Raw genomic sequence first — 26,599 nt, 5'->3', positions numbered from 1 at the left:
GGTTGTGGTCCGCGTCCTGTCAGATCTTACTGATTCGGAACGATCACGATTTCCACGCGGCGGTTCTGCGCGCGGCCTTCGGGTGTCAGGTTCGATGCGATCGGCTGATCCTCACCCGCGCCAAAGGTGCGGACGCGGCCTGCGGAGACGCCCGAACTGATCAGAACGCCAGCAACAGCACCTGCGCGCCGCTCGGACAGGGACTGGTTATAGGCGGCGGTTCCGGTGTTGTCGGTGTGGCCCACAACCTGGATCGTCGTATCGGGATAGCTGTTCAGGCTGGTTGCGATGGTGCGCAGGTCGCCCTGAAGGTCCGACCGCAGCGTCGCGCTGTCTGTGGCGAACAGAATATCCTGCGGCATGGTCACGATCAGCCGGTCGCCGGTGTTGGTGATGCGCGCCTGGTTGCCCAGGTCGCGGCGCAGTTCGGCTTCCTGCTTGTCCAGGTTGTTGCCCACCACGGCACCCGTCCCGGCCCCGAGGATGCCGCCGATCACCGCACCGCGCCCACGGTTGTCGCTGACGATCGCCCCGGTGGCGGCGCCCAGCAAGCCACCGATGACGGCACCCTGGCGGGTATTGCGGTTGGGGTCGTTCGGATCGCCCATCCCGGTCGGTTCCGTACACGCGGTTACGGTCACCAGCGAAAGTCCTGCCAACAGCAGAAGCGGTTTTTGAGCTCGGATCATTCTATGCCTCTCAATTGCGTTCAGCATTTCTGCCTGAACCCACTTATAGCCCATGCTTTCTGTCCACCCAAGCGGTGGCGGGCAGGGTGTGCGCGGGAATTCGCCCATGATCAGGCAGAAGTGATCGCAAAACGCCCGAATCCGGGGGGTCAGGCGTCTGTGCGTGCCGCTTCGTAGGCCAGCATGGACCGTTTGACGGGAAGCCCCCAGTGATAACCGCCAAGGCCCCCGGATTTCCGCAGGGCGCGGTGACAAGGGATCAGCCAGCTTATCGGGTTGCGCCCCACCGCCGTTCCCACGGCGCGCACCGCGCGTGGATGCCCCACCGCGCCGGCCAGTTCGGAATAGGTCGTGACATGACCCGAAGGTATGGCCAGAAGCGCCTCCCAGACCTTGATCTGGAACGGTGCGCCGATGAGGTGCAGCGCCGCTTCGCCGTGACCACCGAAGGCGGCGGCAACCCAGGGGCGCAGCGGATCAGGGTCATGCAGAAATGTTGCGGCAGGCCAGCGGGCGGTCATGTCGGCCATGGCCGCATCCCGCCCGGTTTCCGCGCTGAATGCCAGGCCGCACAGGCCGCGGGTCGTACCCATGGCCAGCACCTCTCCGAAGGGGCTGTCGAACCAGCCGTGCCGGATCGTCAGACCAGCGCCGCCTTTGGCGAATTCACCGGGGCTCATCGCTTCCCAGCGTAAAAACAGATCATGCAGGCGGCTTGACCCGGACAGTCCGGAGCCAAGAGCGGTCTCGAGCGTGGTCATCCGCTGCGACAGAAGATACCTGGCATGGTCCAGCGCCAGGTATTGCTGGTAGCGCTTGGGCGAGACACCGACCCACGCGGAAAAGATCCGCTGGAAATGGGGGGCGCTCATGCCCAGCCGCGCGGCCAGTTCATCCAGCGGCAGTGGCGTGTCCGCCCCGTCGATGATGTCGATCGCCCTGCGCATCACGTTGTAGTGGTAGCTGCCGGTGTCATCTGCCACGGGGGCCTGGTGCGGGGCTGCTTGCGCTGTCATGGGGCGGGCTTTCCTGTTCTGGTCCCCTGATCCTAGCGCAGAGGTGGCGCATACCGCGACCCGAATGTTGCGGTTTCATCGGATCAGCCCCCTGCGCCACGGGTTCAGGCCGCAAAAAGGTCGGTCAGTGACAGCGCCTGTGGCATGTACTGCCGCAGCAGGTTCGCCTCTTTCGTGGACAGGGTCGGGCGTGGGGCATGTTGCGGGCGCTGCAGAAGGGTTTGCGCCGCCGCAGCAGGAACCGCCTTGCCCAGCCGTCTGGCCATATCGGGGCAGGTGCTTTCCAGCCAAAGGCCACCGGCCATGATCAGTTCGTGCCGCGGCATGATCAGGTGGAAATAGGTCAGCAGCCCCATGGTCGGATCGGGTCGCGGCGCGCGCCGGCGCGTCAGGTCGCAGGGCCTGGCCAGCGCTTCATCCAGGCCGAAGTTGAGTTGCACAAGCGGGTTTCGCAACAGCAGGCGATGACCCGGTGCAAGGCGCAGTTTTTCCCAAGGCTTGACGCTTGTGATGCAATCGCCGGGAAACAGAAGCACAGGATCGGGCAGCGCCATGCCGCCCGCCGTCTTGCTGCGCTGGCGCACCACGGCCAGAACGGGCTGCGGGCCATTGTCGCGCGTGATCAGCATGTCGCCAACAGACAGCCATTCCACAGGCAGTTCGCCGTTTGTGGTCAGAACAATTGCACCCGGCCCGATGCCAGACTGCATGTCGCCGTCATGCGAATCCGCCAGATAGGTTGTTGAATCCCCTGTGATCAAATCATCGACTCCTGTTGCTTTTGGTGCCGCCATATTGTCCAGGGCCAGTTAATCGAGGATGAAGCCCGCACAAAAATAGGCGCTGCCCCCCGCCCGCCAGCGGCAAAAGAACAAGCGGCTCTTGCCCGGCAGAGTCAGGCAGGGCATAGACCGATCATGGTGCAGCAACTTGGTTATCACGCGCTTCGCGACATCTTCAGCCGCTTCCAGGCGGCGGATCCCGAACCGAAGGGAGAGTTGGAGCATGTCAACGCCTACACGCTGGTCGTCGCTGTCGCGCTCAGCGCGCAGGCCACCGATGTTGGCGTCAACCGCGCCACCCGCGCGCTGTTCAAGATCGCGGACACGCCGCAAAAGATGCTGGATCTGGGCGAAGAGGGCCTGATCGAACATATCAAGACCATCGGGCTTTTCCGCAACAAGGCCAAGAACGTCATCAAGCTCAGCCGCATTCTGGTGGATGACTATGGCGGAGAGGTGCCCAATTCCCGTGCCGCCCTGCAATCGCTGCCAGGTGTCGGGCGCAAGACCGCCAATGTGGTGCTGAACATGTGGTGGGGCATGCCCACGCAGGCGGTCGATACGCATATTTTCCGCGTCGGCAACCGCACCGGCATTTGCCCCGGCAAGGATGTGAATGCGGTCGAGCGCGCCATCGAAGACAATATTCCGGCCGATTTTCAGCACCATGCCCATCACTGGCTGATCCTGCATGGCCGCTATACCTGTGTCGCGCGCAAACCCAAATGTAACGCTTGCCTGATCCGCGATCTGTGCCAGTACGAGGAGAAGACCCCATGAAAACCTATCAGGTTGTCGGTATCGGCAACGCCATCGTCGATGTGATCAGCCAGTCCGATGACAGTTTCCTGGACCGGATGGGTATCCAGAAAGGCATCATGCAGCTGGTCGAGCAAGAGCGCGGCGAGCTGCTTTACGATGCGATGCAGAACCGCCGTCAGGCCCCCGGGGGATCGGTCGCCAACACATTGGCGGGTCTGGGCAATCTGGGGCTGAAGACAGCCTTTATCGGGCGCGTCCATGATGACGCGCTGGGCCGGTTCTATGCCGATGAAATGGCCAAGGGCGGGACCGATTTCGTGAACGATCCGGTCGCGGGGGGCGAGCTGCCGACCTCGCGCAGCATGATCTTCGTGTCGCCCGATGGCGAGCGGTCGATGAACACTTATCTTGGGATCTCTGCGGAACTGGGTCCCGATGATGTGCCCGCCGATGTGGCCGGAAATGCCGCGATCCTGTTTCTTGAGGGCTATCTTTACGACAAACCCAAGGGGAAAGAGGCGTTCGAGGCTGCTGCCGCGGCCTGCCGCAAGGGCGGTGGCAAGGCTGGTATCGCGCTGTCCGATCCTTTCTGCGTCGACCGGCACCGCGCCGATTTCCGGCGTCTGGTCACATCGCTCGACTATGTGATCGGAAACGAACACGAATGGAAATCGCTCTACGAGACCGATGATCTGGGCGCCGCACTGGAACAGGCGTCCGCCGAATCCGGGCTGATCGTCTGCACCCGGTCCGGGCATGATGTCGTGCTGGTCGAGGGCGATCAGACGGTCAGCGTGCCGGTGGATGCGGTGGTGCCAGTCGATGCGACCGGGGCGGGCGATCAGTTCGCGGCCGGTTTCCTTTACGGCCTGGCCACGGGCCAAAGCCTTGAGGTGTCGGGCCGCATGGGCTGCGTCGCCGCGGCCGAGGTGATCGGCCATTTCGGCGCGCGCCCCGAAGCGGATATGCAGGCGCTGTTCAAGCAGGCCGGCCTGATCTGACCCGCTGACCCGCTGATCGGATCAGAACGGCACTCAGAAAGGCACCGGCGCGCGGAAGGACATGCCGCGCCCGGTTTCGGGGTGATTGAGGCGCAGTTCTTCGGCATGCAGCATCAGCCGGGGATGATCCAGCGCGGCCCCGGTGGCATAGATCGAATCGCCCAGGATGACGTGGCCAAGTGCCAGCATATGCACCCGCAGCTGGTGCGTGCGGCCCGTGCGCGGCAGCAGGCGCACGCGGGTTGCGTTGGCTTCGTGCCGCAAGACGCGCCAGTCGGTCACGGCCGGGCGGCCCGTGTCATGGCAGACCTTTTGGCGGGGACGGTTTTCCCAATCGACGATCAGGGGCAGATCCACCGTGCCTTCACGCGGTTCCAGCACCCCATCAAGACGCGCCTGATAGGTTTTCTTCGTGCGCTTTTCCTCAAACTGCATCGACAGGTTGCGCTGGGCATGGGGTGTCAGGGCAAAAACGATCACCCCTGATGTGTCCCGGTCCAGCCGGTGCACCAGCAGCGCCTGCGGAAAAACCGCCTGGACCCGGGTGATCAGGCAATCGGCCAGATCGGGCCCGCGTCCGGGTACGGACAAAAGCCCCGCAGGCTTGTCCAGAACGACGATCTCATGATCCTCGTGCAGGATGTTCAGGGGATCCGTCGGTGGGGTATAGGCGCTGTCCATGGCCCTTCAAGTGGCGCATTCGCCCTGCGGGTTCAACCCCCGGCGGGCGGTGACGGTGGCGCGGACAGCCCCAGCAGCACACCGTAGAGGATAAAACAAAGCGCCATGCCCCGCCTGAGCCAGATGTTGAACACCGCCCCCAGCGCCGCGCGACCCAAAAGCGCGCCAAGCGCCGTGTAGGTGCAATAGCTGGCGGCGGTGATCAGCAGGGCGGTGGGAAAGATCGCCCACATTTGCGCCCCGATCGGCACATCGGGTTGCACGAACTGGCTGAAGGCGGCCAGATAGCCCGCCACGCTTTTGGGATTGATCGTGGCGATCATGAAGGCGCGGGAATAGATCGATCCCGGATGTGGCATGATCGCCGGTGCCGGTTTGCCCGCATTGATCCAGCCACGCAGACCCAGCCAGATCAGCACGGCCGCACCCGCCAGCTTGGCGATGCCGAAAGCCTGCGGCGATGCCGCGATCAGGGCGGTCACGCCCAGGGCGGACAGTGACAGGAACAGCGCCGCCTGTGTCAGGATGCCCAGCACGCCCCAGAGGCTGCGGGCGAAACCATGCGTCATCCCATTGGTGATGCAATTGACGGCATTGGGCCCCGGCGTGGTGACGAAAACCACCCAGAACAGGGCGAAGACGGTCCAGCCTTCAAAGCTCATGCGGCGTCGCTGAAAACATCCGCCAGGATGGATTGCAGCGCGATTGCGTCGTCCTCTGTAAAGGCGTCGGGTTGGTCGCTGTCGATATCGAACACGCCCAGCAACTTGCCCGCGGCATTGAACACCGGCAGCACGATTTCCGAGCGGGTCGACGAGGAGCAGGCGATATGGCCGGGAAATGCCTCGACATCGGCGACAAGCTGGACCTGCCCGGTGCGCGCCGCAGCCCCGCAGACGCCGCGCGAAAACGGGATGACCAGGCAGCCATGCTCGCCCTGGTAAGGGCCGATCTTCAGCAGTTCGGGGGCTGTGACACGGTAGAAACCGGTCCAGTCGAAACGGTCGTCGCTGTGATGAACCTCGCAGGTGACAGTGGCCATGAGGGAAACCGTATCGGTCTCGCCTTCGGTCAGGGCTTTGATGGTGGCGGCAAGATCGGTGTAGTTGACGTGCATGTTGTGGCTTTCATGGACGGGGGGAGGGGGCTTTCGCCCCCGTCGTTCAACTGTGTTGAACGCCCCCCCAAGGATATTTCGGGCAAGAAGAAACCGGGATCACACCCGCTCGATCGCGATGGCCGTGCCTTCCCCGCCGCCGATGCAGATGGCCGCGACACCGCGCTTGAGGCCGCGCGTTTCCAGTGCGTTCAGCAGCGTGACCATGATCCGCGCGCCGGATGCGCCGATCGGATGACCCAGCGCGCAGGCGCCGCCGTTCACGTTCAGCTTGTCGCGGGGGATGCCCATTTCCTGCATGAAGGCCATGGGGACGACGGCGAAAGCCTCGTTCACTTCCCACAGGTCGACGTCATCCACGCTCCAGCCCAAGCGCTTGAGCAGCTTTTGCGCGGCGGGCACCGGGGCGGTGGTGAAAAGGCCCGGCGCCTGGGCATGGCTTGCATGCCCAAGGATGCGCGCGCGGATGTTCAGGCCCTGCGCCTTTGCCGCATCTTCCGAGGCCAGCACGAGGGCTGCCGCCCCATCCGAGATGGATGATGAATTGGCCGCCGTCACCGTGCCATCCTTGCGGAAGGCGGGCTTGAGCTGCGGGATCTTTTCGGGCTTGGCCTTGGCGGGCTGTTCATCGGCCTCGACCATGATCTGTCCGGTGCGGGTGGCCAGGGCCACGGGGGCGATTTCGCGCCTGAAGGCACCGGAGGTCTGCGCCTCGAGCGCGTTTGACAGCGACGCGAGGGCATAGGCGTCCTGCGATTCACGGGTGAACTGGAAGGTTTCGGCGCAATCTTCGGCGAATGTGCCCATCAGGCGGCCCTTGTCATAGGCATCCTCCAGCCCGTCCAGGAACATGTGGTCGATCACCTGGGCATGGCCGATCCGTGCCCCGCCGCGCATCTGGGGCAGCAGGTAAGGCGCGTTCGACATGCTTTCCATGCCGCCTGCGATCATCGTGTCGGTATGGCCAAGCGCGATCTGGTCGAAGGCGATCATCGCGGCCTTCATGCCGGAACCGCACATCTTGTTCAGCGTGGTGGCGGGCACCTCTTCGCCCAGACCCCCGGCGAATCCGGCCTGGCGGGCGGGTGCCTGGCCCTGGCCTGCCGGCAGGACGCAGCCCATCAAGACCTCGTCCACGGTGCCGGCCTTCGCATCGGACAGCGCGGCCTTGATCGCGGCGCCGCCCAGAACGGATGCCTCGATCCCGTTGAACACTCCCTGAAAGCCCCCCATCGGGGTGCGTGCGGCCCCTGCGATCACTACGGTTTTCATGGCCGATCTCCTTTTTGTCGATCCTGCGGTCCGGCCCGCGTTGCGGCTGACCCTTGCATACCGGATGGTAAGGAATCCCGTCTAGCGTTGCGAGATCGAAATTGTTGCAGGATTGACGGGAATGCGGCTGACGTCACAAGAACAGGCGAATTGGTGCGTTGTCACCGTTGAGGAGCGTCGCATAGATGCGGCAGGGGCGATTGCCTTCAAGGAAGCCATGCGAAAACTGACGGAAGGCTTGTCCGGCCCTGTCATTCTGGACCTTGGGCAGGTCGATTTCATCGACTCCAGCGGGCTTGGCGCCGTCGTTGCCGCCATGAAAACGCTTGGTGGCGAGCGGCGGCTGCATCTGGCGGCCCTGACGCCCAATGTGGACAGGGTGTTCAGTCTGACCAGGATGGACCTTGTCTTTCCGATACATGTCAGCGTGGCTGCCGCGCTATTCTCCGATGATCGCTGAGCATTTGGAACGCTCTGCCATCCCTGGCGCCGTCGCGTCTGATGGCTTGGCGCTGGAGGTGCCTGTCGGGTATGATGCCGTCAGGCAGGCCCTGCATGACTGGCGGCGCTGGATCGAGAGCATGAATGCCAGTTCGGACCTTGTGAGCCGGGCAGAGATCGTTCTGGCCGAGGTCCTGAACAACATTACGGAACACGGATATGCCGGGCAAGATGGCGCCGCGGTGCCGGTTGCTTTGCGGTGCAGGATTTCTGCCCAGGGTTTGCATGTGTCTGTGGTCGATCAGGGTCGCCCCGCACCTGCCGATCTGGGTCGCAAGGCCTGTTTGCCGCCCGCATCGCCAGCGGCCGATGGCATCGACAGCTTGCCAGAGGGTGGGTTCGGCTGGTTCCTGATCCGGGAGCTGACCTGCAATCTGCATCTGGAGTCCGATGAGGACGGCAACCGGCTGTGTTTCGTGGTGCCCGCAAGCTGATCAGAAGGCGGGGGGCGGGCGCGCCCTTCAGGGCGGGATCTGTCTGACCCCGATACCTTGCTCAGCATCTGGATGCGCCGCTTGGCGCGTCATCGAACCCGAAAACTGCAATCTTTCGCAGAATTGCCCCATTCCGACCTGAATGGCGCCGGAATCACCTGTGATAAGAGAGGCTGTAGCTGCATGGCTTCTCCCGGCGTCGCGTGAAATAGCCCCCACCTAATCGCGGCGCCGGGAACTTAATTCGACTGTTTCAGGTGGTTGGCAATCGCACAGGACCCTCCTACTGTGCCGAGCGAACAAATGGAGGGTTCCCAATGCGAGATTTCCAAAGCCCGGGCCGATCGACGGTCATGGCGCTGAACGGTATGTGTGCCACATCGCATCCGCTGGCCGCCAAGGTTGCGGTTGAAACGCTGGAGCGTGGTGGATCCGCCATGGATGCCGCGATTGCGGGTGCCGTTCTGCTGGGGATCTGCGAGCCACATATGTGCGGCATCGGTGGAGATTGCTTTGTGCTGATCTCGAAGCCGGGACAGCCCGATATTGTTGCGCTGAACGGGTCGGGGCGTGCGCCCGCCGCCGCCAGCGCCGCCGCCCTGCGCGCCCGCGGCCTTGACACGGTGCCCCTTCGTGGGCCCGAAGCCGTCACGATACCTGGCGCCATCGATGCGTTCTGCACGCTGGCCGAGGATTACGGCCGGTTGGGGATCGATGCCGTGCTGGCCCCCGCGATCCGCTATGCCGAAGAGGGCGTGCCCGTGGCCCCGCGCGTGGCGATGGATTGGCCAAACGCGGCCAAGGGCTTGCAGGGACATGCGACGAAGCATTACCCGATGACCCCCGGTCCGATCATCAGCGCACCGGCCCAGGCCAAGGCCCTGAGGCTTGTCGCGCAGAAAGGCCGTGCCGGTTTCTATGAGGGTGAAGTGGCGGAGGATCTTGTCGCCGCCCTGCGCGAGGCTGGCGGGGTCCATGATCTGGCCGATTTCGCAGGCCAGCGCTGCAATTATTCGGAACCTGTCAGCGGTCACTACAAGGGGACGGAACTGGTTGAACATGCGCCCAACGGGCAAGGCGCGACGGCAATCCTGTTGCTGAACATCCTGTCCCATTTCGACATTGCCGGCATGGATCCCCAGAGCGCCGCCCGCGTCCACATCGAGGCGGAAGCAACCCGTCTGGCCTATGATGCGCGCAACCGTTTCATCGCAGACCCTGATCATACCACGCGGCTGGCGCATATGCTGGCACCGGAAACCGCGGCGCGGCTGGCGGGGCTGATCGATCCGAAGAAGGCCATGGCCAATGCGCATGAGGTCAGTGAGGCCATCCACAAGGACACCGTTTATATTACCGTTGTCGACCGCGATCGGATGGCAGTGTCGTTGATCTATTCGCTGTTTCACGGCTTCGGTTCCGGTATCGGATCTGAAAAGTTCGGCATCCTTCTTCAGAACCGGGGTTCGGGTTTCACGCTTGAGGAAGGCCACCCCAACGAAATGGCGCCGGGCAAGCGGCCGATGCATACGATCATCCCGGGCATGCTGCGGGTGGGCGGGCGTGTGACCATGCCCTTTGGCGTGATGGGGGGCGCCTATCAGGCGACCGGCCATGCGCGGTTCCTGTCAAACATGCTGGATTTCGGCATGGATGCCCAAACGGCAATCGATGCGCCGCGGGCCTTCGCAGAGGGTGCGACCCTGAAGGTGGAAACCGGTTATTCCGATGCGGTTCGCGCGGATCTGGCGGCCATGGGCCACGATATCATTCTTGCCGAAAGCCCGATTGGCGGGGCGCAATCGATCCTGATCCGCGAGGATGGTGTTCTGGAAGGGGCATCGGATCCGCGCAAGGATGGCTGCGCGCTGGGCTACTGAATGTGGGCAAGGGGCGGGCCAGGGTCTGCCCCTTTTGTCACGCGGTCAATTCAGCTGGAAATGCAGCGGGTAGTGACCGTCCTGGAACGGCCCGAACAGATCCAGGATATCGGGGTGGTCCACCGGTTCGCCGGAATAGTCCGCGATCAGGTTCTGTTCCGAGACATAGGCCACGTAATAGCTTTGATCGTTTTCGGCCAGCAGGTGGTAGAACGGCTGCTCTTTCACGGGGCGGCTGTCCTCGGGAATGGCGGCATACCATTCCTCGGTGTTGTTGAATTGAGGATCAACATCGAACACCACGCCACGAAACGGATGCTTCTTGTGGCGAACGACCTGTCCGAGATGATATTTTGCGCGAGTCTTCAACATGGCAATGCGGCCCCTATGCCTCTTGATTAGACCTTTCAAGGGGTCTTTGTCCAATGTTAGGGCGTAAATTCAGGGAAACAGTGTGTGGTGCTTGCCATAACAGTGCCATAAACCACCGCTGCCGCAGGAGAAATTTGCGGCAATCTCAAGGCGGGTCAAAAGGCGGGCCAAAACAGTCGCCAAAGGGCTGGCGCGGTGGCTGATCTACGGAATTGTCATTTCTTCTTTCACGTCTTTCCGTTAAAATGCCTGAAAAAAGAAAAAGTGTTAGTGAAACGAGAGGCAGATGAGCAGACTTCTTCGCGCCTTCATCCTGTTGATGGTTCTTGCATCCTGTGGAAGCCGAGAGTTTTCGGCGCCGCGCAATCTGGATAACGCTTGTGCCATTCTCAGCGAGCGCCCGAATTACGCCCGCGCCCTGCGCGCGACAGAACGCCGCTGGGGCGTGCCCGTGGCCGTTCAGATGGCCACGATCTATCAGGAAAGCAAATTTATCGGGAACGCGCGCACACCGTTCCAGTATACCTTGGGCGTGATACCGATGGGGCGGCAAAGCTCGGCCTACGGCTATAGCCAGGCGCTGGATGGAACCTGGCGCGAATACCAGGTGGATCAGCGCAGGATGGGCGCGCGCCGCGACCGGATCGACGATGCGGCCGATTTCATGGGCTGGTACATGAACCGCTCTCGCGAGCGCAACGGCATATCGCTCAGCGATGCGCGCAACCAATACCTTGCATATCACGAAGGCCATACCGGTTTTTCGCGCGGGTCCTACAATGCGAAAAGCTGGCTTTTGCGGATTGCGGGAACGGTGCAGGATCGTGCGGTCATGTATGATGCGCAACTGATGTCCTGTCCAAACCGGCTGCGATAGAGGGCGCTTTGCGGCCTTTGTCCGGGGCAGGTGCCGGGACGCACCGCAGCCTGGCCTGGACTGTGCCGGACGCGCATGACGATCCATGCGCGCGGCACCTGCTTTGACGTGATCTGCGATCACCAGAACTGATCGCAGCGGATAAATTAAATAAATTCGACTCATCCACCCCCGCGGGGTAGCCATGATGCGGTCATTGCCCCGCCCCGGCGCGGCATTGTCCGACCGCAGGGCGCGGCCCCTCCCCGAAGGAGAGATGATGACCGATACCACCGCTTCGACCGATTCCCGTGTGACTGGCGAAAATGCCCGGCGTATTCTGCGCCGCGATCCCCACCCGCATCTGTTCCGTCCGGTCAGTTTCCGTTCGGTCACGGTCCGGAACCGGATCATGCTGTCGCCCATGTGCCAGTATTCGGCGCAGGAGGGGATGCCCAATGATTGGCATTTCATGCATCTGGGCGCGCGTGCTGCGGGCGGTGCCGGGATTGTGTGTACCGAAGCCGTGCATGTGGCACCGCGTGGACGGATCACGCCACATGATCTTGGTCTGTGGAACGACGCGCAGCGCGACGCGCTGGCCCGGATCGCCGGATTTGTCGCCGCGCAGGGGGCGGTGCCCGCGATCCAGTTGGGCCATGCGGGGCGCAAAGCATCGGTCGGGCGTCCGTGGGAAGGCACGCGGCCCATACCCTTGTCCGCGGGGGGATGGGGCACTGTTGCGCCCTCGGCCCGCGCTTATGCCGATGGCTGGCCCACACCGGGCGCACTGGACCGCACGGGCATCCAGGCTGAACTGGATGCGCTGGCCCAGGCAACCCGCCGTGCCCGCCAGGCGGGGTTCAAGATCGTCGAACTGCACGCGGCGCATGGTTACCTGATCCATCAGTTCTATTCGCCCCTCAGCAATATACGGACGGATACGTATGGAGGCGCGTTCGACAATCGCATCCGCTTTCTGATCGAGTCGCTGGAGGCCATGCGGAGTGAATGGCCCGATGATCTGCCGCTTTTCGTGCGTCTGAGCGTGACAGACTGGGTCGATGGCGGCTGGACGATCGAGGATAGTGTCAGGTTGTGCCGGATGCTGAAGGCGCGGGGCGATGTCGATCTGATCGACTGCACGTCTGGCGGAAACGATCCGCGACAGCAGATCCCGATCCATCCCGGCTATCAGGTGCCGTTCGCCCGCCGGATCAAGACGGAAACCGGGTTGGCGACAGGCGCGGTCGGCTTGATCAATGCACCAGATCTGGCAGAGGCCATCATTGCCAATCAAGACGCAGACCTGGTGCTTCTGGGGCGCGGGTTGCTGGCAGATCCCCACTGGCCGTTGAAGGCGGCGGCGGCGCTGAAGGCGCAGAATGTTTCCTGGCCCCTGCAGTATGAACGGTCGAACATTTTCTGATCACGCAGCTTTCCGATAAAAAAAATTGATCGAAACCAATCAAAACTTAAAATTCGACTAATTTTTGTCTCTGGGGCTTACTGGGGTTGCAGAACTGACTGCCGGGCTGACTGCCGGGCGGCCTGCTGTAGGTGACAAGGACAAAACGACCATGCTTGATACGCCCGTACCCCCGACATCCCCGTTCGAGACGGCCGCGGCGCTGCGGCTGGCCTGCCGCGAAGGTCGCTTTGCCGCGCCAACCAGCGGGCACGCCAAGGGATACCAGCAGGGGAATGTGGTGATCCTGCCGCGTGACCTGGCCGCTGATTTCCTGCGGTTCTGCGTGGTCAATCCCAAGCCTGCGCCGATTCTGGGCGTGTCCGAGCCGGGCGATCCTGCCCTGCCCATGCTGGGCGAGGGGATAGATATCCGCACCGACGTGCCGCGCTACCGGGTGTTCCGCAATGGCGATCCCGCCGAATGCCTGACCGATATCGGTGATCTGTGGCGCGATGATTTCGTGACCTTCGTGATCGGGTGCTCGTTTTCCTTTGAAACCGCGCTGCTGCAGGCGCGCATTCCTGTCCGGCATATCGACGCGGGGCGCAATGTGCCCATGTATGTGACCGATATCCAGACCCATGCGGCTGGCCCTTTCGGCGGGCCGATGGTCGTGTCGATGCGCGGTTTTTCGACCGTCGATGCGATCCGTGCCATGGTTCTGTCGGCGCAGATGCCGCAGGCCCATGGTGCACCGGTGCATTTCGGCGATCCTGCGGCCATCGGGATCAAGGATATCAATGCGCCTGAATTCGGTGATGCGCCTATCCTGAACGCTGGCGACGTGCCGGTTTTCTGGGCCTGCGGGGTGACCCCGCAATCGGCCATCAGGACGGCAAAGCCCGAGATCGCAATCATGCACGAACCCGGCCACATGCTGGTGACCGATCTTCCGACCGATGGGTGACCCCGCCCCGGGGTGATCCATCCAATCACAAAGACAAGACTTCAAATGCAACAAGGAGACCACTGATGACACCCGTATTCCGCACTTTCCTGGCTTCGGCCGCCTTGCTGCCGATGGCCATGGCTGCCTCGGCACAGGATCTGCCCGAAACCACCCTGTCCGTTGTCGGCAGCTGGAGCAGCCTGCCGCTCTATCAGAAGTTCGAGCGCGTCTTCTGGGAAGAAACCGTGCCTGCAGCCTCGGGCGGCAAGATCACGGTCAACATGACCACCTTCAACCAGATGGGTGTGTCCGGCGGTGACGTGTTCCGCATGCTGGGCGACGGCGTGTTCGAAGTGGGCATGACTGTTGGTGACTATACCGTGGCCGATGCGCCTGAACTGGAAGGTCTTGATGTGCCGCTGCTGGCGACGGATGCCGACAGCGCGCGCAAGATGGTGGCCGCGGCCAAGCCGATGGTCGCCGATATCATGCGTGACCGTTTCAATGCACATATGCTGGCCATCGCGCCCTATCCGCCGCAGGTCGTCTTCTGCAATGCAGAGATCGCAAGCCTTGATGATCTGGGCGGCAAGAAGATCCGTGGCTCGGGTCGCATGACCACGCTGTTCCTCGAGGCGCTGGGCGCCGAGGGGATCACCATGGCCTTTTCCGAAGTGCCCGGCGCGCTGGAGCGTGGCGTGATCGATTGCGCCGTGACGGGTGCCGGTTCGGGCTATTCCTCGGGCTGGTTCGAATCCTCGACCCATCTGGTGAACCTGCCGCTGGGCGGCTGGGATCCGGTCATCACGGCGGTAAACCTGGATGCCTGGAACGCGATGGACCCCGCCGTGCAGGCTTTCCTGACCGAGCAGGTCAAGACCGGCTTCGAGGATCCGGCATGGGATGATGCCGCAGGCGCACTGGCCCGCGATATTGCCTGCCTGACCGGATCTGGCGAATGCGCCGCCGGTGCTGCCGCGTCCATGACGCTGGTCGAACTGAGCGATGCCGACAAGGCCCGCGCGGTCGAGGTGCTGGAACAGAAGATCCTGCCAGATTGGGCAGAGCGCGCCGGTGGCGACTGGGCCGAACGCTGGAATGCCAGTGTCGGCGCGGCGCTGGGCGTCAGCATCGCCAACTGAAGCGGTTCATGAAAAGGAGCAGGGCAATATGACAGGTTCGGACAGACTGGCCACGCGGGTGATGACGCTCGTCAATGGTCTGAGGACGGCCAACAGGTGGATTGCCCTGCTCTGCGGCATGGTGCTGGTGGGGGCGGTCGCCCTCATCATCGTCGAGGTGCTGGGCCGGCAGTTTCCGGCGCTGCATCTGGGCGGCGCAGATGAACTTTCAGGTTACATCATGGCCGCGATTGCGACATGGGGCTTTTCCTATGCCCTGGTCGAGCGGGCGCATGTGCGTATCGACCTTGTGCATGCGCGGCTTCCGGTCGGCGGGCGCGCGGTGATGGATGTGATCGCCATGGCATCCGTCCTGCTGGTGGCGGTTCTTGTGGCCAGCTATGCCTATGACGTTCTGGCCAAGTCCGTGGCGCGCGGGTCGCGCTCGAACACGCCGCTGGGCATACCCTTGTGGATGCCACAGATCATCTGGTTCGGCGGTTGGGTCTGGCTGACGCTGACCTCGGCGCTGTTACTGGCGGCGACGGTGATCCTGTCCTTGCTGCGGCGCTGGGACATGGTGGAACAGATTGCCTCGATCCCGGTCGAGACGGGAGAAGTGCAATGATCTGGTATGTCTCGATCGGCCTGGCCGTTCTGCTGGCGCTGTCGGTGCCGGTGGGGGCGGCGCTTTTCATCCTTGGCTTCGGCCTTGATGCTTTCTTCTCGCCCATGCCGCTGATGCGCGGGCTGGGGCAGATGGTCTATTCCTCCTCCGACAGTTTCCTGCTGATCGCGATCCCGCTTTTCGTGCTGCTGGGCGAGATCCTGGTGCGCGCGGGTATCGCGGAACGCACCTATGCCACGCTGGACACCTGGTTTTCCTGGCTGCCCGGCGGTCTGGTGCATGCCAATATCGGCACGGCCACGATGTTTTCCGCGACCTCGGGGTCGTCCGTCGCCACGGCGGCCACTGTCGCCACCGTGGCGATGCCGCAAGCGCGCAAGCAGGGCTATGACCAACGGCTGTTCGCCGGGGCAATTGCCGCAGGCGGTGCGCTGGGCATCCTGCTGCCGCCCTCGATCAACCTGATCGTCTATGGCTTTCTGACACAGACATCCGTGCCGCAACTGTTCATGGCCGGGATCGTGCCGGGGTTGCTCATGGCGCTGGGTTTCATGATCATCACGGCGATCCTGTGCACGATCAAGCCGGAATGGGGCGGGCCAAGCCGCAGCTTCACCTGGGCCGAACGCATGGCTGGCCTGCCGCATCTGATCCCGGTCCTTTTGGTTTTCGCCATCATCATCGGGTCGATCTACACCGGCTGGGCCACCCCGACCGAGGCTGCCGCCATCGGCGTGGTCATGGCGCTGGGCATCGCCGCCTTCTATGGCGCTGTCACCTGGACCAACATGCGCGCGGCGCTTCTGGGCACGATCCGCACCACATCCATGGTGATGTTCGTCATCGTCGGCGCCTATTTCCTGAACTTCGCGTTGGGTGCAACCGGCCTGAACCGCGCGCTGTCGGGCTTTCTGGAGGGGCTGGGGCTTGGTCCCTACGGCATGCTGCTGATGATCGTGCTGATGTATATCCTGCTGGGTTTCTTCATCGAGACGCTGGCCCTGATGATCGCGACCATTCCGATCGTGGTGCCTATCGTGATCGGCCTTGGCTTTGACAAGGTCTGGTTCGGCATCCTGCTGATCGTGCTGATCGAAATGGCGCTGATCACCCCGCCTGTGGGCCTGAACCTCTACGTGGTGCAGGGCGCGCGCAAGGAAGGCCGGCTGAGCGATGTGATGCTGGGGGCGATCCCCTTCGTCTTCGTGATGCTGGTGATGGTGGGCCTCTTGATCGCCTTTCCGTCCACCGCGCTGCTTTTCGCACCGGCCTGAGGCGCGGCACACCACCACTCAAGAACGGAGAAGACCAAGACAATGGGCAACCGCGTAACCTTTGAACGGGCAGGCCACGGGCCGGTCGAGATCGAGATCAGCCAAGGTGTCATCGCAGGCTGGACCGGGCGCAACGCCGATGCGGTCAACCATCATATCGCGGAACTGGCCGAGATCGGCGTGCCCGCGCCTTCGACCGTGCCGCTTTACTATCGCGTGTCGGACCTGATGTTTACCACCGCCGCCCGAATTCAGTGTCTGGATGACACATCCTCGGGCGAGGCGGAGCCGACGTTGATCGACGACGGCACCCGGCTTTATCTGGGGCTTGGGTCGGATCATACCGACCGCAAGCTTGAGGCCTATTCCGTCGCTCATTCCAAGCAGATATGCCCCAAGCCAATGGCGCCCGTGCTGTGGGATTTCGACGATGTCGCGGGACATCTGGACGAGATCCGCATCCGGTCCTTCATCCATGAAGCGGGCGAATGGGTGCCTTATCAGGATGGTACACTGGCCTCGATCCGTCCGCTGTCCGAATTGCTGGCCGGATCGCCCGCGTCGCAGGGCGCAGGGCGCTTGCAGCCGGGAACCGCGATGATGTGTGGCACCTTCGCCGTGCTTTCAGGCGGTGTGCGGCCTGCAAATGCCTTTCGCATGGAAATGACCGACAACAGGCTGGGCCGGCGCATCGAACATGACTACCATATGGTCAGCCTACCCGTCATCGCTTGATCATCAGGAGTCCCATGAACATTTCCCCGCTGACGTCCCCATGCGGACGGATCACCTATCGCGCCGAGGATCACGCACGTCACGCCATCGACCGGGCCATGGACATGCCGATGTCCGTCATGTCGCGGATCTACATGCAATATGATTCCGCCCGCATCATGCAGGCGGCGCGCGATCTGGATGCCGATGCCACACGCCGCGCGGGTCCGCTGGCGGGCCTGCTGATCTCGATCAAGGATCTGTTCGACGAGGCAGGTCAGGTTACCGCGGCCGGATCGAAAATCCTGCGCGCGGCGGCCCCGGCCAAGGCCGATGCGCCTGTCGTCGCCCGGCTGAAGGCGGCGGGCGCGGTGCCCTGCGGGCGCACCACGATGTCGGAATTCGCCTATTCGGGCGTTGGTCTGAACCCGCATTCCGGCAATCCCGGCAATGCGCGCGACCCTTCGCGGATCTCGGGCGGGTCCAGTTCGGGCGCGGCTGTTTCCGTGGCGCTGGGTCTGGCGGATGTGGCCCTTGGCACGGATACGGGTGGTTCCGTACGCATTCCGGCTGCATTGAACGGTTTGGCCGGGTTCAAGCCGACACAGGCCACCGTGCCTCTGGAAGGGGCCTTTCCGCTGTCCCAGACCTTTGACAGCATCGGCCCGCTGGCCTTGCGGATCGCGACATGTGCCGCTGTCCATGGGGTACTGTCCGGCACTGCCGCGCCACAACAGCAGCCCGCCAACAGGCCGCTGCGCCTTGCCGTGCTGCAAGGTCCGTTGATGTCGGGACTGGATGCACAGGTCACGGCGGATTTCGCCGCAGCGCTGACGGTCCTGCGCGCCGCCGGTCACGAGGTGATCGAGGCAGAACTGCCAGAAATCGAAGGTTACGGCGACGTCAACCGAATCGTGGTGGCGACCGAGGCGCATGCCATCCATGCCCATCACCTTGACGGGTTGAAAACGCAGGGTGATCCGCGTGTCCTGCAACGCATCATGTCTGCAACAGGCTTTGCCGCATCGGACTACGCGGACAAGCTGGCGCACCGGGCGCGGGCCATGGCCGCGTTCCATACGCTTGCGTATGGTATTGATGCCTTCCTGTTGCCCACCGTGCCGACCGTTGCGCCCGCGATTGCAGAGGTCGATGCCGATTTCGACCGGTTGAACGCGCTGATGCTGCGTAACCCGTCACTGGTCAACTTTCTTGATGGTTGTGCCGCCACGGTTCCGATGCAGCGCGCGCAACGTCTTGCGACCGGCCTGATGATCTTTGCGCCGGGTGGGCAGGATTGGCAGGTTCTGGATATCGCCCAACATTGCGAGGCCCTGTTGCAGTCGTGACCGATCCGTCGATCTGGGCCGAATTCATCGCCCGGATGGTGGGCACGGCCTTTGTCGTGATCGCGATTTCCTGGGTCTCGGTCCGGTTGGGGCCGCGCATCGGCGGTGTCGTCGTGGGCTTGCCGATCGTGCTGGCGCCTGGCCTGGGCTTCATGTTGCTGGATCAACCCGCCGCATTTGTCGCCTCTGCTGCGGCTGGCGCCCTGTTTTCGCTGGCGGCCACGCAGGTGTTTCTGCTGGTCTTCGTTGCCATGTCTGTGGCTTCCGGGCCATTCCTGTCGGTGGCGGCTGCAGGGCTGGCCTGGCTGGTGCTGGCCCTGCCCTTTGCCTTTCTGCCGCATGACCCGCTGACTGGCGCGGTGCTTTTCGCGGCCGTGACACTGGCGGCGCGCAGGATTGGAAGACGCTGGGTTGCGGGTCCGGTTGCACGGGCGGCAGGCACCCGTTGGGGCCTGCTGGTGTTGCGGGGGCTGTTGGCCGGGGTGCTGGTCGGGGCGGTTACCTTGGGCGCGGCGGTTCTGGGGGCCGGTTTGTCCGGGGCCCTGATGGCCTTTCCGGTCGGCTTCACTGTCATCGCCGTATCGCTGCACCTGGATCATGGCGGCCGGTTCGCGGGCCAGACTGCATATGCCGGGCTGGGTGGGCTGAGCAGCCTTGCGGTATTCTGCCTTGGTCTTGCGCTGCTTGCCGGGCTTCTGCCTGCGGGGCTGGCCTTTGCACTGGCCCTTGCGGCATCGGTCATGGTGACGCTGGTCATGACCCAGGTGGCCGGGCGTTCACGGCCGGGTCAGGCTTGACATGCGGTGCCGCGCGATGCTGGCTGGACTGGCGCTGTCAGGGATCGGATCGCAGTCATGGTAGATTTCAAAGGGTTGGAGACGTTTCTCTGGGTCGCGGCCCTGGGCAGTTTCCGGGGTGCGGCGCAAAAGCTGAACACGACCCAGCCCGCCATTTCCCATCGCATTGCCCAGCTTGAAGCCGAGGTGGGCGCAAAACTCCTGACCCGCGAAAGCCGCAATGTGGCGCCCACGCTGCGCGGGCGGCAATTGCTGGTCTATGCGGAAAAGATCCTGGCGATGCGTGCCGAGATGCTGGCTAGCCTGCGCGATGCCGAGGCCGTGCGGGGCGTGATCCGGCTGGGCGTGGCAGAAACCATCGTGCACACCTGGCTGCCTGATTTCATCAAGGAAGTGCACCGCATCTACCCGAACCTGTCGATCGAGATCGAGGTGGATATCTCGCCCTCGTTGCGGGCGCGCCTGCTGGCGCAGGAGGTTGATATCGCTTTCCTGCTTGGCCCCCTGTCTGCGCCGCTGCTACGCAACAGGTTGTTGTGCGAATACCCCGTGGGTTTTATCGCAAGCCCTTTGCTGAAAGTGCCCAACCCGGCGGATGTCAGCGACCTCGCGCAATTTCCGCTGATCACCTTCGCCCGCAAGACGCAGCCCTACGAGCATGTCAAATCCCTGTTCAACCGGCCCTACCTGCCGCCGATCAACCTGCATGCCAGCGCATCCATGGCCACGGTAGTGCATCTGGCAACCGAGGGGATCGGGATTGCCGTCATTCCCCATGAATTGGTCGAGAAAGAGCTGCGCGACGGCACGTTGGAACGGATCCAGACCGAGGTGACGATCCCGCCGCTGGCCTTCTGCGCCAGCTGGCTGGAAAGCCCCGACACTCTGGCGGTCGAACTGGTGGTCGAGATCGCGGCCCGCATGGCAGGCAGCTGGAACGAGACGCCGCGCCCGGCCTAGTCGGCCCCAACGGTGCGTGCGGTCAAGCGGACCCCGGCGTCGACCCGCGAACCGGGATAGGCAACGACACTTTCGCCATCCGCGATGCCCGAGATGATCTGCACCCAATCGGCCGTCATGCGACCTGTTTCGACGATGCGGATCGCCGCGCGGTCGTCCTGTGCGACGAACAGCGCCCATTGCCCGTCCTGGCGGAACAGGGCCGCGCGTGGAACCTGCAACACATCCTGTGCCGACCAGACGACGATCCGCACATAGACGCGGTAACGGTCGCCCAGCCCGGCACGGTTTTCGGGCGGCGATGTGATATCCAGCAGCAGGCGCACACGCTGCTCTTCGATCCCCAGGGCAGAGATGCGGGTGAAGGCCGAAGGGTCGATACGGCGCACTTCCGCTTCGATCACGCCCTCGCCGCCCCACCGTTCGACATGGGCGCGGGTGCCGGGCGCGATGCCGATCGTATCGGCTGACAGCAGATCGACCTCGATTTCCAGATCGTCCAGATCGCCAATACTCAGAAGCGGCGCACCGGCCTGCACCAGCCGCGCGTTCTGATCCGCCACATCAAGGACCGTGCCTGAAACCGGGGCGGTCAGACGGATGCAGCACTCTGATATTGCGCCCCCGGCCTCGGGTGCTTCCGGCCCCATCAGTTGCGCGCGCGCCCTGTCCAGGGTTGCGCGGGTCAGCTCCAGTTCGGCCTGAGCGGCCTGTCGCGCGGCCCGTGCCGAAGCCGCAGCCTGCGCGCTGTTCTCCAGCATGGTGACGGACACCGTGCCGCGTTGGGCCAGGGTCTTGTTGCGTTCCAGTTCCGCCTCGAAATGGATCAGTTCGACATCGGCGCGTTCCAGCTGCGCCTCGGCCAGCTTCACGGCCGCTTCGGCCTCGGTCACGGCGGCCTCGGCCAGGCGGCGGGCGCGGGCGTCCAGAAAGGCAGGCTCGGCGGGCTGGATCACGGCCACGATGGTTTCGCCTGCCGTCACGTGATCGCCTGTTTCCACGGGCGACCGGGTGGTATTTCCGGTGACAGGGGCGGTCACCTGCCAGGGTTCGCGGATCCGGGTCATGCCCTCGGCGGTGACGGTCACCTCCATCGGCGCAATGCGCGCCTTGACCAGATCGACCGGCACGGGTTGCGGCAGCAGCGCCCAGAACAGGCCACCGATCACGGCCAGCGCCGCGATGGCACCAAGGATCAGTCTGATGTAGCGCGTCATGTTCATTCCTTCTGCTTGAGGGCCGTCACGATGTCGATCCTGTCCAGTCTGCGCCGGACCATCAGGACGGACACGAAAGCGGTCGCCAATGCCGTCAAGGCGGCCTGAGCATAGGTGGCTTGGGATATGACCATGGGCAGGCTGATGATGTCAGTCGAAAACCCCTGTGTCATCAGGACCGCGAACCAGTAGCCCAGCAGCCAGCCCACAGGCACGGCAATCAGCGTGAGCAGCATCTGTTCGGCAATCAGGACATAGCCCACCTCGGCCCGTCGAAAGCCAAGCACACGCAGACTTGCCAATTCATGCGCGCGTTCTGCCAGCTGGATGCGGGCCGCATTATAGACAACGCCGATGGTGATCAGCATTCCCAGAACCGAGAATATGATGGTCATCGTGATCAGGCTTTCGTTCATCGTCTCCTCCATCGAGGATCGCACATCTTCCCAGAGGGTAAATCCCGTGATTGCCGGGGTCTGCTTGACCTGGGCCTGCAGCGCGGGCAGGGCGGCCGGGTCGATGGCCAGATGCAGCATGTTGACCTGCGGTGTTTCGTTCATCAGGGCGAAGAAGACATCGCGCCGCATCAGGATGTCCTGCCCCATGCTTTGACGAAAGACGCTTGTGACCGTGACATCCCAGGGCTGGCGCGGTGGGGCCAGCAATTCGATCTGTACCGTTTCGCCGGGAACCAGCCCCAGGTGGTCGGCCAGCGATTCAGGCAGGGCTACGCCGCTGTCCGGCAAGGGGATCCGTGTGCCGTCGGGGTCCAGCAGGCGGGTCAGGTCGGCGCCGGGATCCTGCGCTGTGAGGCTCACCAGTTTCGATGCCTGTCCATGTCTGATCCTGACCGGCGCGACATGGACGCCTTCGGCGTGCAGCACGCCGGGCAGCGACAGGGCATCCAGCTCGGCCCGCTCCTTGACGGGTTGATGAAGGATCACCGTTGCATGCTGGCGGTTGGTGCGGTCGAAGATATCCTCCATCACAAGGTCGATGATGTCGAAGGTCACGAAGGATACGATCAGCACGGCGACTGAACCCGCGACACCGAACAGGGTCACGGCGGCGCGTCCGGGCCAGCGTGTCAACGACCTCACGATCATCATCGTGGTCTGACGCAGGCCAAGTACGTGCCCCAGCGCATCCGCCCAGCCGCGCCTGTAGACCGGTGGCGCCGGCGGGGCCATGGCCACGGCAGGCGCCAGCCGGACTGCGGCCAGTACCGCGCGCAGGGCCCCCAGAACGACAGCCCCCATGGCCGCCGCGCCAGAGATCACCATCGGCGCGGCGCCTGGCGTGTAATCCAGCCAGGGAAACCGGAAATATTCGGTATATAGCGCTGTCATCTGGTGACCCAGCCACCAGCCCATGCCCCAACCGATGAGTGTGCCCGCGAACCCGATACCGATGGTCATCTTGAGGTAATGGATCACGATGGACCGGATCGGATAGCCAATGGCTTTCAGAAGCCCGATCTGCCGCCGTTCCAGCGCGATAAGCCGCCCCAGCACCATGTTGACCAGAAAGGCCGAGACGATCAGGAAGATGGGCGGCAACACGCGGGCCATCGCGCCAAGCTGGCTCAGTTCGCCCTCGATGAAGACATGCGACATCTGCCGGTCGCGGCCATAAGCCCCCGTGCCGCCGTAAGGGGCCAGCAGGCGATCAATGGCGGCAATGACTGCGGCCTGATGCGCCCCGCGGGACAGGCTGAGGGCCAGATCGTTGAAGGCGCCGTCCAGATCGGTCGCGGCGGCAGCGGCCGGTTCGCGCATCCAGATCAGGCCGTAATGCCTGTCATCGGGCATCATCGCGGCAGGCCCCAGCGTGTAGATGTATTCCGGTGACAGCAGGTGCCCGGTCACGACCAGGTCGCGCAGGCGCCCGTTCAGCACAGCCCGGAACCTGTCGCCCGGTCGAAGCCCGTTGGCCTGGGCAAATGGTTCAGATAGCGCGACTTCGTCCGGTTGCAGCGGGTCGGGCAACCGGCCCGCCCGCAGCAGCGGCAGGTTCAGCGCCGGCCCCCCCAGCGCCGGCAGGGAAATCACCCGGGCCGATGCAGGTTCCACCATGCCTTCCAGATCCACCATCGCGGTAAAGACGATCCGCGCCTCGACCTGGGCCACTCCATCGATGGCCGCGATCTCGGACAGCAGGCCGCGCGGCGCGCGGGTCGCGCCTGCGAAGACATCGGCAAAGCGATGACGTTCGTAAAAGGTGTCGCGTGTTTCGGTCAGTGAACGCTGTGTTCCGGTCGACAGGACCATGACCATCACGCCGCAGGCCAGCACCAGGGCTATGGCCAGACATTGGGCCCAGATCCCGCGCAGGTCGCGCAACACCTTGCGATCCAGCGCGCGCATCACCAGCTGACCTCGGATGGTGCGATGGGGGCGCTGTTTTCCTCGACCTTGGTGATCCGGCCATCGGCCATGTAGATCACACGATGGGCGATGCGGCGGATTTCGACATTATGCGTGATCAGCGCGGTCGTGGTGCCAAGGTCGCGGTTGACGCTGATCAGCGCCTCAAGAACGGTGATGCCGGTCTTGCTATCCAGCGCGCCGGTCGGCTCGTCGCAGAGCAGAATGTCGGGCCGCTTTGCAATGGCGCGGGCAATGGCGACGCGCTGCTGTTCGCCCCCCGATAGTTCGGACGGAAAGTGATCCATGCGGGCGGTCAGGCCGACACGGTCCAACGCCTCTTCGGGGGGCATGGGATCGCCTGCGATTTCAGTGACAAGGGCCACGTTTTCACGCGCGGTCAGGCTTGGGACCAGATTGTAGAACTGAAAGACAAAGCCCACATGCTTGCGGCGAAACTCTGTCAGGGCGGCATCTTCCATCGCGCTCAGGTCCTGATCGCGGAACAGAACCCGGCCCGATGTGGGCTGATCAAGGCCGCCCAGGATGTTCAGCAGCGTGGATTTGCCCGATCCCGACGCCCCCAGCAGCACGACGACTTCCGCCTCGAACAGGCTGACAGAGACGCCCGCCAGCGCATGCACGGCCACCGGGCCGGAGCGATAGACCTTGGTGATCGCTTCGGTTGACAGAACGGGTGATCGTGTGCGCGCGGTGGTCAACATGCCACAACCCTAGCACGACCTGGCAAGCCTTCGGATTGATCTGCCGCAAAGCCGGATGCAGGACCGAACAACGTCCGGCCGTGTCAGATGATCCGCGTCATGGGTATGTTGATGTCTGGTGACCGCGGCAGGATTCAACCCTGCCCGATCCATGCCTGATGCGACTGCGCCGACATGTGACCGCCTGTGCTAATTCCACGGGTTTTCGATGGCCTTTGACACGAGTTCCGTTTTTTCGTGAAGTTTGCTCCGCAGCAAATGCGCATACCGCTGTGTCATGGTCACATTTGAATGACCCAGAAGGCGCTGGACTTCATAGATGCTGACTTCGTTATTAATCAGGATGCTCGCATATGTATGTCTCAAGTCATGTATTCTGACATCTTCCAATCCTTCGGATCTGACAACCTTATACCAGGCAGCATAAAAGCTGTCGTATTTGGTTTCCGTTCGTGGATTAGTGAAAACATATCCGTCGGCCAGGTGTGCCGTACCAAGAGCAACCGATTCTCTGCGTACGGTGGCAAGGGTATCCAGTGATTCTGCGCTCAAAAATATCTCTCTTGAGCGGCCGTTTTTGGAAACAGGCACGATCCAGATACGCTTGTGTTCATCTATGTCCGACCATCTTGCGTTTCTCAGCTCGCCAACGCGTGCGCCGGTCAGAAGAAGTAACTTTACCGCAAGATATAAATAGGGATGCGGGCTTCTTTTGCACCCGTTTAATAGATTTCGTATTTCTGTTTCATTCAGAAACTTTTGTGTATAATTTCCAACGGGTAATTTCCGGATATTGATCTTGATGTGAAGCTGATCGTCCACATGCCCCCAAACATAGGCTAACTTGATGATATTCATAAGAAAATCTATGTGTTTGTTGATTGTGGAGTTCTTCAGCCCCTTGGCGATCTGCTTGTTGCGCCATTCGTTGACGGCACGGGATGAGATGTCGCTCAATGGAAGAGAGCCAAAGCTTTTGGCGAGATGCTTGGAATAGGTCAAGCGATCATCTGGGCCTCTTTTCTTGGTGGCAAGCGCATTTGGCAAATAGTGTTGGAAGAAAAATTCATCCATCGTTACCGCAATTGCGGCGTCTTCAAACTTCTTCCTCCAAAACATCCCTGACACTCCGCTATGGAAACTTTTATGCCAGCCCGCGCATTTATCAGGGCCACTAAGAACTATACCTTAAAGAGACTAAGAAATCATCAATTTTACACCATGCTTTTCCGATTCGAAGATCAACATAATTTTCATTTATTTCCGTCATGAGCCAGGAGGTTTTAATAAATCTAGAGTTGTGGCCTGCAATGGGAGCATGCAGGCCCATTTGAAAAAGACCTGTATGCGTTTTGACCTCGAATTCTTGGAAAATGTTTTGAAGGACGCGCATCTGGCGGAAATGGGTTGCATAATTGCAACAACGCAAGGCGGGGCAGGACCCGGCGCTTTCACAGCAAAACCAAGGAAAAACTGGCGATTTCGCCTGAATGGTCAGGCCGACAATCCTGCGGCGGCTTGACCGGCCCCCGCATCCAAAGTCGTTCAGCTATCCGGATTACGCGCCGGGGTCAGACCGCCATGTGCGGTTGGTCAAACGCGATTCCCGCATCGCGCCACGTTAGGCGCAAAAGAAAAGGGCAGGTCCGAAGACCTGCCCTTCCTTGTTCAACTGCTTGTTCTGGATCAGAACGAGAAGAAGATACCAGCGGACACGATGTTGTC

The 26,599-nt window shown here is 62.6% G+C and carries 28 protein-coding genes; 16 read left to right on the top strand and 12 right to left on the bottom strand.

Annotated features, from left to right (window positions below):
* Positions 1-26: 26 nt before the first annotated feature.
* The 3 genes from ACFQ3C_RS09875 to ACFQ3C_RS09865 form a co-directional block, all read right to left on the bottom strand.
* Positions 27-689, bottom strand: a complete 663-nt coding sequence (locus tag ACFQ3C_RS09875) for an OmpA family protein (protein ID WP_380791214.1) — start codon at positions 687-689, stop codon at positions 27-29.
* A gap of 149 nt (positions 690-838) precedes the next feature.
* Positions 839-1,705, bottom strand: coding sequence for a methylated-DNA--[protein]-cysteine S-methyltransferase (locus ACFQ3C_RS09870; protein ID WP_380791212.1), 867 nt, complete (start codon positions 1,703-1,705; stop codon positions 839-841).
* Positions 1,706-1,809: 104 nt separating this feature from the next.
* A complete protein-coding gene (locus ACFQ3C_RS09865) occupies positions 1,810-2,415 on the bottom strand; it encodes a Hint domain-containing protein (RefSeq protein ID WP_380791210.1) in 606 nt (201 codons plus the stop codon).
* A 207-nt stretch (positions 2,416-2,622) separates the two neighbouring features.
* Here ACFQ3C_RS09865 and nth point away from each other — a divergent pair, with 207 nt between their 5' ends.
* Together nth and ACFQ3C_RS09855 are read left to right on the top strand one after the other, a co-directional pair.
* Entirely contained in the window at positions 2,623-3,267 is a 645-nt protein-coding gene (gene nth, locus ACFQ3C_RS09860) for an endonuclease III (protein ID WP_380791208.1), read from the top strand.
* Positions 3,264-4,250 (top strand): adenosine kinase, encoded by a 987-nt coding sequence (locus ACFQ3C_RS09855; RefSeq protein ID WP_380791206.1) that lies wholly within the window; start codon positions 3,264-3,266, stop codon positions 4,248-4,250. Before nth ends, ACFQ3C_RS09855 begins: the two co-directional genes overlap by 4 nt.
* A gap of 33 nt (positions 4,251-4,283) precedes the next feature.
* Here the strand turns inward: ACFQ3C_RS09855 and ACFQ3C_RS09850 are convergent, their stop codons facing one another.
* The 4 genes from ACFQ3C_RS09850 to ACFQ3C_RS09835 all read right to left on the bottom strand — a co-directional run bounded on the left by ACFQ3C_RS09850 (position 4,284) and on the right by ACFQ3C_RS09835 (position 7,320).
* A complete protein-coding gene (locus ACFQ3C_RS09850) occupies positions 4,284-4,931 on the bottom strand; it encodes an RluA family pseudouridine synthase (protein WP_380791204.1) in 648 nt (215 codons plus the stop codon).
* 32 nt (positions 4,932-4,963) lie between these two features.
* Positions 4,964-5,593: a LysE family translocator gene (locus tag ACFQ3C_RS09845; RefSeq protein ID WP_380791202.1), complete on the bottom strand. Its 630-nt coding sequence runs from the start codon at positions 5,591-5,593 to the stop codon at positions 4,964-4,966.
* The gene (locus ACFQ3C_RS09840; RefSeq protein WP_380791200.1) at positions 5,590-6,048 is read right to left on the bottom strand and encodes a GAF domain-containing protein; all 459 of its coding nucleotides are present in this window, start codon (positions 6,046-6,048) and stop codon (positions 5,590-5,592) included. The genes ACFQ3C_RS09845 and ACFQ3C_RS09840 overlap by 4 nt, the downstream gene beginning before the upstream one ends.
* A 99-nt stretch (positions 6,049-6,147) precedes the next feature.
* Positions 6,148-7,320 carry a thiolase family protein gene (locus tag ACFQ3C_RS09835; protein ID WP_380791198.1) on the bottom strand — a complete coding sequence of 391 codons (1,173 nt, stop codon included), beginning with the start codon at positions 7,318-7,320 and terminating at the stop codon, positions 6,148-6,150.
* A 121-nt stretch (positions 7,321-7,441) separates the two neighbouring features.
* Between ACFQ3C_RS09835 and ACFQ3C_RS09830 the strand changes: the two genes are divergently transcribed.
* The 3 genes from ACFQ3C_RS09830 (at position 7,442) to ACFQ3C_RS09820 (ending at position 10,135) form a co-directional block, all read left to right on the top strand.
* The gene (locus tag ACFQ3C_RS09830) at positions 7,442-7,780 is read left to right on the top strand and encodes an STAS domain-containing protein (protein WP_380791196.1); all 339 of its coding nucleotides are present in this window, start codon (positions 7,442-7,444) and stop codon (positions 7,778-7,780) included.
* Complete coding sequence (locus ACFQ3C_RS09825; protein WP_380791195.1) at positions 7,770-8,255, top strand: ATP-binding protein; 486 nt, start codon at positions 7,770-7,772, stop codon at positions 8,253-8,255. The genes ACFQ3C_RS09830 and ACFQ3C_RS09825 overlap by 11 nt, the downstream gene beginning before the upstream one ends.
* A 317-nt stretch (positions 8,256-8,572) precedes the next feature.
* A complete protein-coding gene (locus ACFQ3C_RS09820; RefSeq protein ID WP_380791193.1) occupies positions 8,573-10,135 on the top strand; it encodes a gamma-glutamyltransferase family protein in 1,563 nt (520 codons plus the stop codon).
* Positions 10,136-10,180: 45 nt separating this feature from the next.
* Here ACFQ3C_RS09820 and hspQ read toward each other — a convergent pair whose 3' ends face one another.
* Positions 10,181-10,507 carry a heat shock protein HspQ gene (hspQ, locus tag ACFQ3C_RS09815; RefSeq protein WP_380791191.1) on the bottom strand — a complete coding sequence of 109 codons (327 nt, stop codon included), beginning with the start codon at positions 10,505-10,507 and terminating at the stop codon, positions 10,181-10,183.
* 286 nt (positions 10,508-10,793) lie between these two features.
* Between hspQ and ACFQ3C_RS09810 the strand changes: the two genes are divergently transcribed.
* The 10 genes from ACFQ3C_RS09810 (at position 10,794) to ACFQ3C_RS09765 (ending at position 20,566) form a co-directional block, all read left to right on the top strand.
* Entirely contained in the window at positions 10,794-11,384 is a 591-nt protein-coding gene (locus tag ACFQ3C_RS09810) for a transglycosylase SLT domain-containing protein (protein WP_380791189.1), read from the top strand.
* Positions 11,385-11,643: 259 nt separating this feature from the next.
* Entirely contained in the window at positions 11,644-12,792 is a 1,149-nt protein-coding gene (locus tag ACFQ3C_RS09805) for an NADH:flavin oxidoreductase/NADH oxidase (RefSeq protein WP_380791188.1), read from the top strand.
* Positions 12,793-12,943: 151 nt separating this feature from the next.
* Positions 12,944-13,741, top strand: a complete 798-nt coding sequence (locus ACFQ3C_RS09800; protein ID WP_380791186.1) for a putative hydro-lyase — start codon at positions 12,944-12,946, stop codon at positions 13,739-13,741.
* Between the two features lie 65 nt (positions 13,742-13,806).
* A complete protein-coding gene (locus ACFQ3C_RS09795) occupies positions 13,807-14,865 on the top strand; it encodes a TRAP transporter substrate-binding protein (protein WP_380791184.1) in 1,059 nt (352 codons plus the stop codon).
* Positions 14,866-14,893: 28 nt separating this feature from the next.
* Entirely contained in the window at positions 14,894-15,472 is a 579-nt protein-coding gene (locus tag ACFQ3C_RS09790; RefSeq protein WP_380791182.1) for a TRAP transporter small permease subunit, read from the top strand.
* Complete coding sequence (locus ACFQ3C_RS09785) at positions 15,469-16,746, top strand: TRAP transporter large permease (RefSeq protein ID WP_380791180.1); 1,278 nt, start codon at positions 15,469-15,471, stop codon at positions 16,744-16,746. Before ACFQ3C_RS09790 ends, ACFQ3C_RS09785 begins: the two co-directional genes overlap by 4 nt.
* A gap of 42 nt (positions 16,747-16,788) precedes the next feature.
* Entirely contained in the window at positions 16,789-17,481 is a 693-nt protein-coding gene (locus tag ACFQ3C_RS09780) for a DUF2848 domain-containing protein (protein ID WP_380791178.1), read from the top strand.
* A 14-nt stretch (positions 17,482-17,495) separates the two neighbouring features.
* Positions 17,496-18,809, top strand: coding sequence for an amidase (locus tag ACFQ3C_RS09775; protein ID WP_380791176.1), 1,314 nt, complete (start codon positions 17,496-17,498; stop codon positions 18,807-18,809).
* On the top strand, positions 18,806-19,606 hold the full coding sequence (locus ACFQ3C_RS09770; RefSeq protein ID WP_380791174.1) for a hypothetical protein: 801 nt from the start codon (positions 18,806-18,808) through the stop codon (positions 19,604-19,606). Before ACFQ3C_RS09775 ends, ACFQ3C_RS09770 begins: the two co-directional genes overlap by 4 nt.
* A 57-nt stretch (positions 19,607-19,663) precedes the next feature.
* Positions 19,664-20,566: a LysR family transcriptional regulator gene (locus ACFQ3C_RS09765; RefSeq protein ID WP_380791172.1), complete on the top strand. Its 903-nt coding sequence runs from the start codon at positions 19,664-19,666 to the stop codon at positions 20,564-20,566.
* Here the strand turns inward: ACFQ3C_RS09765 and ACFQ3C_RS09760 are convergent.
* The 4 genes from ACFQ3C_RS09760 to ACFQ3C_RS09745 form a co-directional block, all read right to left on the bottom strand.
* On the bottom strand, positions 20,563-21,783 hold the full coding sequence (locus tag ACFQ3C_RS09760) for an efflux RND transporter periplasmic adaptor subunit (RefSeq protein WP_380791170.1): 1,221 nt from the start codon (positions 21,781-21,783) through the stop codon (positions 20,563-20,565). The two genes, ACFQ3C_RS09765 and ACFQ3C_RS09760, sit on opposite strands and share 4 nt — an antisense overlap.
* A gap of 2 nt (positions 21,784-21,785) precedes the next feature.
* Positions 21,786-24,149: an ABC transporter permease gene (locus ACFQ3C_RS09755; protein ID WP_380791168.1), complete on the bottom strand. Its 2,364-nt coding sequence runs from the start codon at positions 24,147-24,149 to the stop codon at positions 21,786-21,788.
* Positions 24,149-24,874 (bottom strand): ABC transporter ATP-binding protein, encoded by a 726-nt coding sequence (locus ACFQ3C_RS09750; protein ID WP_380791166.1) that lies wholly within the window; start codon positions 24,872-24,874, stop codon positions 24,149-24,151. The genes ACFQ3C_RS09755 and ACFQ3C_RS09750 overlap by 1 nt, the downstream gene beginning before the upstream one ends.
* A 189-nt stretch (positions 24,875-25,063) precedes the next feature.
* Entirely contained in the window at positions 25,064-25,948 is an 885-nt protein-coding gene (locus ACFQ3C_RS09745) for a tyrosine-type recombinase/integrase (protein ID WP_380791164.1), read from the bottom strand.
* Positions 25,949-26,219: 271 nt separating this feature from the next.
* Here ACFQ3C_RS09745 and ACFQ3C_RS09740 point away from each other — a divergent pair, with 271 nt between their 5' ends.
* A complete protein-coding gene (locus tag ACFQ3C_RS09740) occupies positions 26,220-26,396 on the top strand; it encodes a hypothetical protein (RefSeq protein WP_380791162.1) in 177 nt (58 codons plus the stop codon).
* The last annotated feature ends 203 nt before the right edge of the window (positions 26,397-26,599 follow it).

The organism is Seohaeicola saemankumensis, assembly GCF_042678485.1.
Lineage (GTDB): Bacteria > Pseudomonadota > Alphaproteobacteria > Rhodobacterales > Rhodobacteraceae > Seohaeicola > Seohaeicola saemankumensis.
The sequence above is the reverse complement of the archived record's forward strand: the minus strand, read 5'-3'. Positions and strand labels throughout refer to the sequence as shown.